12 protein-coding genes are annotated in these 12,535 nt (G+C 35.8%); 9 read left to right on the top strand and 3 right to left on the bottom strand.

All coding sequences use genetic code 11. The features are described 5' to 3' along the window. Positions 1–183: 183 nt before the first annotated feature. The 9 genes from tsaD (at position 184) to R1X58_RS11500 (ending at position 9,623) form a co-directional block, all read left to right on the top strand. Positions 184–1,206: a tRNA (adenosine(37)-N6)-threonylcarbamoyltransferase complex transferase subunit TsaD gene (gene tsaD, locus R1X58_RS11540; protein WP_240572892.1), complete on the top strand. Its 1,023-nt coding sequence runs from the start codon at positions 184–186 to the stop codon at positions 1,204–1,206. A gap of 28 nt (positions 1,207–1,234) precedes the next feature. Beyond that, positions 1,235–1,873 carry a peptidylprolyl isomerase gene (locus R1X58_RS11535; protein WP_240572891.1) on the top strand — a complete coding sequence of 213 codons (639 nt, stop codon included), beginning with the start codon at positions 1,235–1,237 and terminating at the stop codon, positions 1,871–1,873. Further along, positions 1,873–2,583: a 16S rRNA (uracil(1498)-N(3))-methyltransferase gene (locus R1X58_RS11530; RefSeq protein WP_240572890.1), complete on the top strand. Its 711-nt coding sequence runs from the start codon at positions 1,873–1,875 to the stop codon at positions 2,581–2,583. The genes R1X58_RS11535 and R1X58_RS11530 overlap by 1 nt, the downstream gene beginning before the upstream one ends. A gap of 6 nt (positions 2,584–2,589) precedes the next feature. Further along, positions 2,590–3,231 (top strand): DUF4159 domain-containing protein, encoded by a 642-nt coding sequence (locus R1X58_RS11525; protein WP_240573076.1) that lies wholly within the window; start codon positions 2,590–2,592, stop codon positions 3,229–3,231. Continuing rightward, on the top strand, positions 3,221–3,730 hold the full coding sequence (locus tag R1X58_RS11520; protein ID WP_317292976.1) for a TrmH family RNA methyltransferase: 510 nt from the start codon (positions 3,221–3,223) through the stop codon (positions 3,728–3,730). The genes R1X58_RS11525 and R1X58_RS11520 overlap by 11 nt, the downstream gene beginning before the upstream one ends. Positions 3,731–3,823: 93 nt before the next feature. Then, on the top strand, positions 3,824–6,172 hold the full coding sequence (locus R1X58_RS11515) for a glycoside hydrolase family 95 protein (protein WP_240572888.1): 2,349 nt from the start codon (positions 3,824–3,826) through the stop codon (positions 6,170–6,172). 14 nt (positions 6,173–6,186) lie between these two features. Next, positions 6,187–7,275 carry a glycoside hydrolase family protein gene (locus R1X58_RS11510; protein WP_240572887.1) on the top strand — a complete coding sequence of 363 codons (1,089 nt, stop codon included), beginning with the start codon at positions 6,187–6,189 and terminating at the stop codon, positions 7,273–7,275. 74 nt (positions 7,276–7,349) lie between these two features. Then, positions 7,350–8,438, top strand: a complete 1,089-nt coding sequence (locus R1X58_RS11505) for an AI-2E family transporter (protein ID WP_240572886.1) — start codon at positions 7,350–7,352, stop codon at positions 8,436–8,438. Between the two features lie 6 nt (positions 8,439–8,444). Further along, complete coding sequence (locus R1X58_RS11500) at positions 8,445–9,623, top strand: THUMP-like domain-containing protein (protein ID WP_240572885.1); 1,179 nt, start codon at positions 8,445–8,447, stop codon at positions 9,621–9,623. Between the two features lie 5 nt (positions 9,624–9,628). On the opposite strand, the gene R1X58_RS11495 is transcribed toward R1X58_RS11500, so the two are convergent. From R1X58_RS11495 to R1X58_RS11485, 3 genes are read right to left on the bottom strand one after another with little or no spacing between them, the layout of a single operon-like run. After that, entirely contained in the window at positions 9,629–10,084 is a 456-nt protein-coding gene (locus R1X58_RS11495) for an RNA methyltransferase (RefSeq protein ID WP_240572884.1), read from the bottom strand. A 25-nt stretch (positions 10,085–10,109) separates the two neighbouring features. Further along, the gene (locus R1X58_RS11490) at positions 10,110–10,733 is read right to left on the bottom strand and encodes a gluconate 2-dehydrogenase subunit 3 family protein (protein ID WP_240572883.1); all 624 of its coding nucleotides are present in this window, start codon (positions 10,731–10,733) and stop codon (positions 10,110–10,112) included. Continuing rightward, positions 10,726–12,408, bottom strand: coding sequence for a GMC oxidoreductase (locus R1X58_RS11485; RefSeq protein WP_240572882.1), 1,683 nt, complete (start codon positions 12,406–12,408; stop codon positions 10,726–10,728). The genes R1X58_RS11490 and R1X58_RS11485 overlap by 8 nt, the downstream gene beginning before the upstream one ends. Positions 12,409–12,535: the final 127 nt, after the last annotated feature.

Here is a 12,535-nt window from a genome sequence, read left to right as displayed (position 1 = left end):
AAACAAGGTTCTATTTATCATTTAAGCGTTTATCATCAATTCAGACCTTAGATAAAACACATTCACCATTTTTACATTTCCATTAATAAAATAATTAAGTAGTTTTGTAATTACGATGAGTCCAATAAAATAGATGACTTATTGGTTTTCAAAATTAACAATTATTATGCCTAAATCTTATTAATGGCGACACAAAATATTTACATTCTTGGAATTGAGTCTTCCTGTGATGATACAGCAGCAGCTGTAATGCATAACGGACGCATTTTAAGTAACATCATTGCGAACCAGAAAATACACGAAGAATACGGTGGTGTGGTGCCCGAATTGGCATCGAGAGCACACCAGCAAAACATAGTTCCAGTAGTGCATCAGGCCTTAAAAAAAGCTGGAATTACCAAAGAACAACTAAACGCTATTGCCTTTACAAAAGGGCCTGGTTTAATGGGATCGTTATTGGTGGGAACTTCTTTTGCGAAATCTTTAGCTTACGGACTGGACATTCCCTTAATAGATGTAAACCACATGCAAGGTCACATTCTAGCCCATTATATTGACGAAGAAGGCTTTGAAAAACCTCCATTTCCGTTTTTAGCCATGACTATTTCTGGCGGACATACCCAAATTGTGCGTTGTGATAGTTATTTTGACATGACTGTTATTGGTGAAACTATTGATGATGCGGTTGGTGAAGCCTTTGATAAAAGCGGGAAAATTCTGGGCTTAGGCTACCCTGCTGGACCAGAAATAGACAAACGAGCTAAATTAGGAAATCCGAAAGCCTTTAAGTTTACTAAACCTAAAGTTGATGGATTAAACTTCAGCTTTTCAGGATTGAAAACTGCAATTTTGTATTTCATTCAAAATGAAACCAAGAATAACCCGAATTTTGTTGAAGAAAACCTCAACGACATTTGTGCTTCAATTCAACACACCATTATTGGTATTTTAATCGATAAACTAAAACTGGCATCGAAAGAAACCGGTATTAAACATATTGCCATTGGTGGCGGTGTATCGGCCAACTCCGGAATTCGTCAGGCTTTAAAAGATGGCGAGAAAAAATTTGGCTGGACCACCTACGTTCCTAAATTTGAATTCACAACCGATAATGCTGCTATGATTGCCATTGTTGGCCATTTAAAATATTTAGAAAATGAATTTGCTGATCAAAGTGTCGCAGCTTCAGCACGATTAAAAATTTAAGTTTAATTAAAACCCCAAAACTACTTCTATGATTAAAAAACTACTTACCTACAGTTTGTTTTGTTTTACCGTTTCTGCTTTGGCTCAAACTTCTACAGAAGAAGATTTAATTACCATTGAAAGCACGAAACAGATAGACTCATTTTTACAGGCTAAAAAACATAAGGGCAACAAAGTTGTAACCTTTAATGAAGAAAAGCACAAAACCATTTTGGCTAAAGAGCTTTTTAGTATGTCTCGAGGCGCTGTAAAAATTAAAGAAAATGAATTTGAAAAGACCTTTTATAAGGTTCTTGAAAAAAACAAAACACCATATTACAGGGTAAGTTATATTTACTTAGATGGTGCGCAACAAACTGAAGACGACATTACAAATTTACGTTCAGAAATTGTTACAAAATACAAGAACGGTATTCCGTTTTCTTATTTAGCAAAACAGTATTCGATGGATGCATACGCTAACAAAGGTGGTGATTTAGGTTGGTTTACTGAAGGCAAAATGCCTATAGAATTTGAAGCCGAAGTCATTAACGGAAACCACAGTTTAGAAGATATTTTTAGTGTAGACATACCGGAAACTAATGCCCATTATTTGGTATTACAAACACACGAACCAAAACATATTGCCGAAATAAAAGTTTTAAAAATTGTTGAAGCTATAAACTAATGCAGTTATTTTATAATCCAGATATTACCGAAAATACAGCTCAATTTTCTTTCGATAAAGAAGAAAGTAAACACATTGTAAAAGTCCTACGAAAAAGCATTGGAGACACTTTACACATTACCAACGGAAATGGCTGGTTATTTACTGCAGAAATTACTGTAGCTGACATAAAAAACTGTTTGGTCAAAATAACATCAAAAACGTTACAGCCAAAGCGCAATTGTCATTTGCATTTGGCTGTAGCGCCTACAAAAATGAACGACCGCTACGAGTGGTTTTTGGAAAAAGCTACAGAAATTGGTATTGAAAGCGTAACTCCCGTATTTTGCGACCACAGCGAACGTAAAGTTATTAAAGCCGATAGGTTTGAAAAGATTTTACAATCGGCTACCAAACAATCTTTAAACTGTTACATGCCTAAACTTAATGAGGCCATTTCATTTAAAGAATTTATATCTCAAAACTTTGAAGGCGATTTATTCATCGCTCATTGCGAGGAAACCGATAAAAAATCATTAAAACAGGAACTAAAACCCAATACCAACGTTACCATTCTAATTGGTCCGGAAGGCGATTTTAGTACCAAAGAAATTGAATTGGCTATAGCTAATAAATTTATTCCTGTAACTTTGGGAGAAACCCGTTTACGAACCGAAACAGCGGCTATTGTTGCTTGCCACAGTGTTGCTTTTGTAAACGAAACAATTTAAACGATGATGAAACGAGTTTTACCCCTATTGTCTTTACTCCTATCCTTCGGTGGATTTGCTCAGGAACTCGCTTTCGTAAAATATAAAGGTGGCGGCGACTGGTATGCCAACCCAACATCGTTACCAAATTTGATTACCTATTGTAATCAAAACATCGACACTCAGATTAATCCAAAACCACAGACGGTTGATGTTGATAGTCCAGATTTATTTCAGTTTCCATTAGTTCACATGACCGGGCATGGCAATGTGTTTTTTAGTGATAATGATGCTGAAAATCTTCGGGATTATTTAATCTCAGGTGGCTTTTTACATATCGACGATAATTACGGTATGCAACCCTATATTACCAAAGAGCTAAAAAAAGTATTTCCTGATAAGGATTTAGTAGAATTACCCGCTAACCATGAGATTTTCAATATAGCTTTCCCTTTTCCTGATGGCTTACCAAAGATTCACGAGCACGATGGTAAGCGCCCTCAAGCGTTTGGATTATTTCATGAAGGCCGATTGATGCTTCTGTTTACTTTTGAAAGTGATTTAGGAGATGGCTGGGAAGACCCGGAAGTACATAACGACCCTGAAAATGTTAGAGAAAAAGCATTAAAAATGGGTGCTAATATTGTTAAATACGCATTTGAACACTAACATGCAACTCACCCATTACACTTCAAATTTTAACAAAAGAACATTCCCAATAACCGTGGTTGGAGATAATGTTACCAATGCACCAAATATTGGGAGCTTGTTTAGAATGTGTGACGCCTTTGGAGTTGAAAAATTAATACTTTGTGGAGAAGGTATTACACTTGGCAGAAAAACAGCTAAAACTTCACGTGCCACCGAAAAGGTGGTGCCTTACGAAATTTACGAATCTGCTTTAGACCAAATAGAAAATCTAAAAAAAGATCATTTCATCATAGCTCTTGAAATTACAAGTACAAGTCAACCAATTCATACCTTTCAACTCCCAACAGAAAAACCCATTGTCTTAGTTGTTGGCGATGAAAACTTTGGTGTTTCCGAAGCTATTTTAAATTTCGCTGATGCGATTATTCATATCGATATGTTTGGTCAAAATAGCAGTATGAATGTGGTACAAGCTACAAATATTGCTTTATACGAAATGACAAAACAACTTTTATAAAAAAGTACACCTCTAAGAAGAGAATATTCCCCTCTTTTTTATTTTTTTTTAGCTTCTTTGTAAACAAACACAAACCATACAATATTTATAATAATGAATTACCCCATTAAACTTAACTTAAAACCAATCTATTTCGTAACCCTTTTATTTTGTTCATTAGGTTTCGGACAAGAACACATCCTGTGGTACGACCAACCTGCAAGTAATTGGAACGAAGCACTTCCTTTAGGTAATGGTAAAATTGGTGTTATGGTTTTCGGAAATACCACAAACGAGCACATTCAGTTGAACGATGACTCGATGTGGCCAGGTAATGATCCGGACTGGATTGAACCAGAAGGAAACAAAGAGGACCTTGACCACATCAGAGATTTATTATTTGAAGGCAACAACAAAGCTGCCGACAGTTTGTTTGTAGCTAAATTTTCAAATAAAACTATCGTAAGATCTCACCAAACATTAGGCGATTTATTTATCGATTATAAACACGACAACATCACAGATTATCGTCGTGAACTGAATATAGAAAATGCCACCTCTCAGGTTTCTTTCAAATCTAATGGCTATTTGTTTACTGAAAACATTCTGGTCTCTCATCCACATAAAGTCATTGTTATTGAATTGGCTACCAATGCTCCTGAAGGCATCAATGCTAAACTAAAACTTAGCAGACCTCAGGATGCCGATTTCGAAACTGCAAAGCCTTTTACAACAGAAAACGGACTTCTTCTTATGCAAGGAGAAGTAACACAGCGTGAAGGTAAATTTAATTCGCAACCTAAACCCATTACGCACGGCGTTAAATTTGAAACAGCCTTAAAAGTAATTAATGAAAAGGGAACTGTTTTAACCACTCAAGACTATATAGAGCTAAAAAACGTTAAGAAAGCCACTTTATATATTGTAAATAACTCATCATACTATTTTGATGATTATAAAAAACAAAATCAAAAGGATTTAAAGGCCATTGACTCTAAATCGTTCGACGACATTAAAAAAGTTCATATTAAAGATTATCAAGAATTTTATTCACGAGTAAAACTTCAAATAAACCAAGAAGATTTCAGTAGCATTCCTACAGACCAAAGAATTGAAGCTGTAAAAAATGGTAATATCGACACTGGTTTAGAAACCTTGTTATTTAATTACGGCCGTTATTTATTAATTTCTTCTTCCAGAGAAGGCACTAACCCTGCAAATCTACAAGGGTTATGGAATCAGCATTTAAAAGCCCCATGGAACGCCGATTACCATGCGAACATTAACCTTCAAATGAATTACTGGTTAGCCGATGTTACCGGACTTGGAGAACTTAACAATCCGCTTTTCAACTATGTTGACATGCTGGTTGAAAACGGAAAAACGACGGCTAGTAAAAACTTTGGTTGCAGTGGGTCTTTTATTCCTCATGCCACCGATTTATGGGGACCAACATGGTTACGTGCCCCTACGGCATACTGGGGTTGTTCTATGGGTGCTGGAGGATGGCTTATGCAGCATTACTGGCAACATTACAGATTTACAAAAGATAAAAATTTCCTGAATAAACGCGTATATCCTGCGCTTCATGAAGTCACTAAATTTTATAGCGATTGGATTATTGAAGATCCTCGAGACGGCACTTTAATTTCAGCCCCCTCCACTTCGCCAGAAAACAGATTCATAAATGAAAACGGTGATCAAGTAGCAACTTGTCTAGGAAGCGCCATGGACCAACAAGTCATTCATGAAGTTTTCGAAAACTACCTAAAAACCTGCGAAATTTTAAATATTGACAACGACTTTGTTAGAAAAATAAAGCAACAGAAAAGTCAGTTGCGTCCGGGGTTTGTTTTAGGTGATGATGGCAGAATTTTAGAATGGGACAGACCCTATGAAGAACCGGAACCTGGCCACAGGCACATGTCTCACCTTTATGGGTTTCATCCAGGAAACATCGTAACAAAAGAGAATGCGCCAGAATTATTTAATGCCGTTAGAAAAACGTTAGACTACCGTTTAGAAAACGGAGGAGCTGGTCCGGGTTGGAGCCGGGCCTGGTTAATTAATTGTAGCGCCAGACTTCAAGATGCCGAAATGGCTCACGAGCACATTCAATTCTTGTTTAAAAAATCTATAGGTAAAAACCTTTTCGATTTACACCCGCCTTTTCAGATTGATGGTAATTTTGGCTATACCGCAGGAGTTGCTGAAATGCTTTTACAATCTCAAGAAGAAAACGTGATTCGTATTTTACCTGCTTTACCAAAAGCATGGAAAGACGGCTCTGTGTCAGGTTTAAAAGGACGTGGTGGATTAACCTTCGATATTGTTTGGAGTAATAGCCAATTAGACAAAGTAACAATTACCTCAAAATTCAATCATCAGTTCAAATTAATTTATAAGGATACTGTAAAAAATCTTCATTTAAAAAAAGGAGAAACTTTTATTGTTGAATTATAAAAATTTTAAATTAAATGAAAATATCAACCTCAAATTTAAATCGAACCAATTTCTTAAAAACTCTTTTCCTTCTGTTTTTAATCAATATATCTTATGCTCAGCAGGGATTAAAGTCATTTGCCGATCAATGGGAATTTGTTGGCATTGCAGTAGAAGAGCCAGGATATACTATTTGGGGCACTTCTCCTATAATTGATGACAATGGTAAAACTCATTTATTTGTTGCCAGATGGCCGGGAAATACTGTTGAACCTGGATGGAGAACACATAGTGAAATTGCACATTATATTGGGGATTCTTCAGAAGGTCCTTTTAAATTTGTTGACATTGCTGTTAAAGGCCAAATTGAAAACAAACTAAATTCAACAGATTCGCTATCAAATAAAAACATTTTTGCTCCTCACAATCCTACCATAAAGAAAATAGGTGATGTCTATGCTTTATTCTACATTGTTAACAACGGAATAAAAGAACATCCATCAAACCAATATATCTGTCTGTCTACATCAAAAAGCTTAAACGGACCCTGGGAACCTGTAAATACTGACGGTGCTATTTTACGACCTTCACAAAACAAAGATTACTGGAACTACAATGCCAGTAATGGGGTTAACAACCCTACCCTATTACAGCACCCTAAAGGCGGTTTTTTCCTTTATTACAAATCGGAAAAAGCACGGATGGGTTTAGCTATAGCCGAGCACTTGGAAGGGCCATATGTTCAAATGCCGTTTCCTGTAACTGTAAACGACAGAAATATTGAAGATGGTTACGCATTTATGTTTAATAATAAATTTGCCCTACTAACAACAGACAATCATGGTATCGTAGAAGAAGGCGGAGGTATTTTATGGACATCTAATGATGGTATACACTTTGACTCTAGCGAAAAAGGATTCCATCGCATAAATGATTATACACCTATAAATATGAAAGACGCTAAAGTGCACTATGGTCCTAAAAACAAATCTTACGCAAAATTTGAACGTCCGCAGATTTTATTAATTAACAATAAACCTAAATATTTATACGTTGCATCAGGTACTAATATCTATGGAGGTGACGCACCGGTAAGCTACGTTTTAAAAGCTAAGGATAAATAATGCATAACCTAAAAAATACGAAAGCAGTAATTCGGGTGTATTTGTTGTGTTTAGTTTTTAATTATATTTACTAAATGAACTCAAAAATCATCGCCAACGGTATTCTCAGAGCGATAGCTATTCTTTTAGGTGTGGCTCTATTGCTTTTCTTCCTTTATAAAATTCAATCGGTTATTAGCTATTTGGTTATCGCCTCTGTAATTTCCTTAATCGGGCGACCTATCGTTTTATTTCTAACCAACCGATTAAAATTTAAAAGTACGTTGGCCGTTGTGGTAACCATCGTCTTTTTACTGGGTTCGGTTATTGGTTTAGTAACTATGTTTGTGCCTTTAATTATTGAGCAAGGACACAAATTATCGTTGTTAAACATCAACGAATTACAAACCAATATTGATGATTTATATACTGAAATTATTCACTATTTCGATTTGCGAAAAATCGATGTACGCCAGTCTCTTGAAGAAACGAAACTGTTATCTAAGTTAGATTTATCAATGATTCCTTCTTTCTTAAACTCAGTTGTTAGTGGTTTAGGGAGTTTTAGTGTGGGCTTATTTTCAGTCTTATTTATTTCGTTTTTCTTTCTGAAAGACAGTAAATTATTCGAGCATGGCATTTTAATCTTTATTCCAGACAACAAAGAAACGCAGTGGAAAAACTCTTCAACAAAAATTAAAGACCTATTATCCAGATACTTTGTAGGACTGATTCTTCAAATATCTATTCTATTTGTCATTTATACCACAGGCTTACTTATAATTGGGATTGAAAACCCCATTGTAATTGCGTTTTTATGCGCTTTATTAAACCTGATTCCTTATGTTGGACCATTAATCAGTGTCGTTTTGATGCTTACTTTAACCATGACCAGTCATTTAGGTGAAGGTTTCAGTGATGTTATTTTACCAAAAACATTTTGGGTATTTATTGTGTTTTTAATTGGTCAGTTAGTCGATAATTTTTTCAGTCAGCCCTTTATATTTTCAAAAAGTGTCAAATCACATCCACTGGAAATTTTCCTGGTAATTTTAATAACAGGCATATTATTCGGGGTTATTGGCTTAATTTTGGCAGTTCCGGCGTATACCGCTATTAAAGTGGTTTTAAAAGAATTTTTATCGGAAAACAGCATCGTAAAAAAATTGACTAAAGATTTATAATCCCTTTTGAATACCGACATTTTAAATACCGAAGTTCAGGAATTTATTAATCAACATTTAAATTCAGACATCACCTCGTTAATTCTGAAAGGCTCCCCGTTTCCTTCAATAGACACTAAAGAACTTATTGAACAAATTGAAGCCAAAACCCGTTGCGAAAAGAAATTACCTTCGTGGTTTAATGCGGAACAGATTTATTATCCAAACAAATTAAACATAGAACAAACGTCCTCAGAGGTCACAGCAGCATATAAATCGAGTTTACTTTCAGGGGAATCTATCATCGATTTAACAGGTGGTTTTGGAGTAGATTGTTTTTATTTCTCGAAAGTTTTTAAAAGTGTTGAACATTGCGAGATTAACACATCTCTTTCTGATATAGTTAAGCATAACTACAAACAGCTGGGGGTAAGTAATATTGAAACTCATGCCATAGACGGTATGGAATTTCTAAAAAACACCAACAAAACCTACGATTGGATTTACATCGATCCTTCACGACGTCATGATAGCAAGGGCAAAGTTTTCTTTTTAAAAGATTGTCTTCCCAATGTACCTGAACATTTAAATCTTCTGTTTAAACGTTCAAAAAATATATTAATAAAAACATCACCTTTGCTTGATTTTTCGATTGGTATCGATGAATTAAAACATGTTAAAACCATTCATGTAGTAGCTTTAAACAACGAGGTTAAAGAACTTCTTTGGGTTTTAGAACAAGATTTTTCGGAAGAAATTTCTATTGAAACCGTGAATCTGAAAAATGACAGAAATGAAGTCTTTAATTTTTCATTTGGTGCCGAAAAAACTCTGGAATCTAATTACTATGAACCTCTCACTTATTTATACGAACCAAACAGTGCAGTTTTAAAAGCCGGCGGATTTCACTCAATAAGCAATCAATTAAAGGTTGATAAACTACATAAGCATTCTCATTTATACACCAGTAATAAGCATATAGAATTTCCCGGCAGATGTTTTAAAATCGAATCCATAGTTAATTACAATAAAAAAGAACTTAAAAAACTCGGAGTTACCAAAGCTAATATTACCACGCGAAACTTTCCAGAAACGGTTGAACAACTTCGAAAAAAGCATAAAATTAAAGACGGAGGAAACACATATCTGTTCTTTACCACCGACTTAAACAATAACAAAATTATTTTAGTAACGAGTAAATTGTAATCTCTTTAAGATCTGGGTTTATCTATACCACGATCGTACATTACTATACTTCCGGCAACAGAAACATTAAGGCTTAATTCGGATTTAAATTTCACTAAAAAATGCGATTTTTCAATGGCTTGTTTAGACAATCCGTGATCTTCGGCACCTAACAAATAAACGCAACGCCTTGGATGATGAAAGGTTTCTAAAGGCACGGCTTCATCGGTAAGTTCAACTCCTACTAATCTTGCGCCTTTTGGCAAATTATTAAAAAAATCGTCGAAGGTTTCGTAATGAAAATAAGGTATCGCTTTAACGGCGTTATGGGTATCGCAAGCCTGTTTAGCATAGCGGTTACCTATTGTAAAAATAAAACTGGCTCCTAAGTTTTGAGCAGAACGCCATAACACCCCTAAATTTTCAGGTGTTTTCCCATTTTGAATTCCTATTCCGAAGTATTCATTTGTAAAATTGTCCATGGCGCAAAAATAGACATTTAAAGCTTTAAATGGAAGATGAATTCCCAACCTCACTCAAAGCTACACAGGGCTCATAAGCACCCGGAAACGGATTATAATTTAAAATTTCTTTACCTACTACTTTCGAAGTATAATAACCATATAGCGTATAATACCTTATAAACGTTAAATATTTGTAAGTATAGTATAATTCTTTGTTTTCAACGTCGTCTTCAGACTTAGCCAGAATTTTAAAAATTTCCTGTTGCTGGTCTTCCGAAACCTCAAAATAAGCCGTTAATAATTCTAAGAATTCAGCTTGATCGCCTTGGAAAACTTCCTTTTGAAAAACACTTTTAAACTTATTCTCAAAATATGTTTGTCCTTTAATAAATTGTTCTTTCTCTGTTTTATTCAATACTTGTTCCAATACACGATCAATAAACAGGGGTACATTAACATCTAATGCCCCAACCGTATCTGAAGCCGGCAAGATAATATCAACCAAATGATGTATTATAATACTTTGTTCCTTATTTAAAAATGATAAAGTGTTATGTTCTGACTTAGAATCTTCTTTACAAGATACCAAAACATTAAACAAAGCAGATGATGCCACAACGCCACCCAAAATAACGGGCATGGTTTTTAATACGTCTCTCCTAAGCATCCTGATTTCCTTTTATTTGATTAACGGCATGCTGTGCTGCCCTGGCGGTCAATGCCATATATGTTAACGACGGATTTTGATACGCTGAAGACGTCATACAAGCGCCATCGGTAACATAAACATTAGGTACGGCATGAATTTGATTATGTTTATTCAAGACTGATGTTTTAGGGTCGTGCCCCATTCTAGCCGTTCCCATTTCATGAATGGCGTGGCCCGGATGACACTCAATATCGTAACCTTCCACATTTTTAAATCCTGCCTTTTCAAACATCGCTACAGCCTGTGCCTGCATGTCTTTACGCATTTCCTTTTCGTTTTCTTTAAACTCACAGTCAAACTTTACAGTAGGTTGCCCCCATTGGTCTAATTTGTCGTAATTCAACATCATCTTATTTTCATGATACGGTAAACATTCACCAAAACCAGACATACCAATTTCCCAAGGTCCCGGTTTAAACAAGTCTTCTTTAAGTTTTGTACCAAAGCTTAACTCCGGAATGGCACGTTGCCAGTTTTGTCGGCTCGCACTACCTTGAAAGCCGTAACCTCGTAAAAAGCTTTTCTCTTTATTTTCGGAATTTAAATTTCTAAATCTCGGAATATGAAAACTCGCCGGACGACGGCCTTTATAAAATTTATCGTCAAAACCTTCAACCGTAGCTGTGGCTCCCACTCTAAAATGATGATCCATTAAATTATGCCCCAGTTCGCCACTATCATTTCCCAAACCATTTGGAAAACGATCGGATTTTGAATTAAGCAAAATCGCGGTTGATGCCACAGTTGAAGCACAACAAAAAATAACTTTCGCTTCGAAAACCAGTTTTTCATTGGTGTTCGCATCAACAACCTCAACACCAGTAGCTTTGCCTTCTTTTTCGTTATAAATAATCTTAGAAACAATAGAAAACGGACGTAAAGTCATATTTCCTGTTTTTTCGGCCGCCGGAAGCGTGGATGCATTACTACTAAAATACGCTCCATACGGACAACCGCGCATACAACGGTTTCTGTATTGGCATTTTGCGCGACCTTCAAAATTTTTATCTCCTGTTAGGTTGGCAAAACGCCCAATAGTTAAGTGCCTGTCGGGGTATTGTTCTTGTATTTTATTTCGAAATTCAGTTTCTACACAATTTAAATCCATAGGCGGTAAAAACTCTCCATCTGGTAAGTGCTCCAGTCCTAAAGACTCTCCAAAAACACCTATAAACCTCTCCACCTTATCGTACCAAGGCGCAATATCTTTATACCTGATAGGCCAGTCTACGGCAATGTTTTCCTTTTTGTTCGCTTCAAAATCTAAATCGCTTAACCGTAAACATTGACGTCCCCAGGTTAATGAGCGTCCGCCTACATGATAACCACGAATCCAGTCGAAACGCTTTTCTTCTTCATAAGGATTTTCTAAATCATCAACAAACCAATGTTTAATAGATGGATGCGTCACAAAGCCTGTTCGGGCTTGTTTATGTTGCTTTTTAAGTTCTTCGGTGGTATTAAGACCTCTGTTTTCAAATTCCCACGGATCAGTATTCCAAGTCGGATAATCTTCAACGTGTTTTACATCTCTTCCGCGTTCTAAAACCAAAGTTTTCATGCCTTGCTCGCATAATTCTTTGGCTGCCCATCCGCCGGAAATTCCTGTTCCTATAACTATCGCATCGTACATTGGCACCTATAATTCTTCATTTTCACACTTCGTACAAAATAAAATAATTTTAAGAGATATTTATGGAGACTATTCATTTAAAAAAGGTAGACATATTCGGAAAACAAAAAACGGCTTGATGAAACAC

This window comes from Aestuariibaculum lutulentum (assembly GCF_032926325.1).
GTDB lineage: Bacteria > Bacteroidota > Bacteroidia > Flavobacteriales > Flavobacteriaceae > Aestuariibaculum > Aestuariibaculum lutulentum.
The sequence above is the reverse complement of the archived record's forward strand: the minus strand, read 5'-3'. Positions and strand labels throughout refer to the sequence as shown.

Bases quoted from the DNA above. Each gene is read 5' to 3' on its own strand.
- tsaD (WP_240572892.1), top strand. From the start codon at position 184: ATGGCGACACAAAATATTTACATTCTTGGAATTGAGTCTTCCTGTGAT.
- R1X58_RS11505 (WP_240572886.1), top strand. From the start codon at position 7,350: ATGAACTCAAAAATCATCGCCAACGGTATTCTCAGAGCGATAGCTATT.
- R1X58_RS11535 (WP_240572891.1), top strand. From the start codon at position 1,235: ATGATTAAAAAACTACTTACCTACAGTTTGTTTTGTTTTACCGTTTCT.
- R1X58_RS11485 (WP_240572882.1), bottom strand. From the start codon at position 12,408: ATGTACGATGCGATAGTTATAGGAACAGGAATTTCCGGCGGATGGGCA.
- R1X58_RS11515 (WP_240572888.1), top strand. From the start codon at position 3,824: ATGAATTACCCCATTAAACTTAACTTAAAACCAATCTATTTCGTAACC.
- R1X58_RS11490 (WP_240572883.1), bottom strand. From the start codon at position 10,733: ATGCTTAGGAGAGACGTATTAAAAACCATGCCCGTTATTTTGGGTGGC.
- R1X58_RS11495 (WP_240572884.1), bottom strand. From the start codon at position 10,084: ATGGACAATTTTACAAATGAATACTTCGGAATAGGAATTCAAAATGGG.
- R1X58_RS11525 (WP_240573076.1), top strand. From the start codon at position 2,590: ATGAAACGAGTTTTACCCCTATTGTCTTTACTCCTATCCTTCGGTGGA.
- R1X58_RS11510 (WP_240572887.1), top strand. From the start codon at position 6,187: ATGAAAATATCAACCTCAAATTTAAATCGAACCAATTTCTTAAAAACT.
- R1X58_RS11530 (WP_240572890.1), top strand. From the start codon at position 1,873: ATGCAGTTATTTTATAATCCAGATATTACCGAAAATACAGCTCAATTT.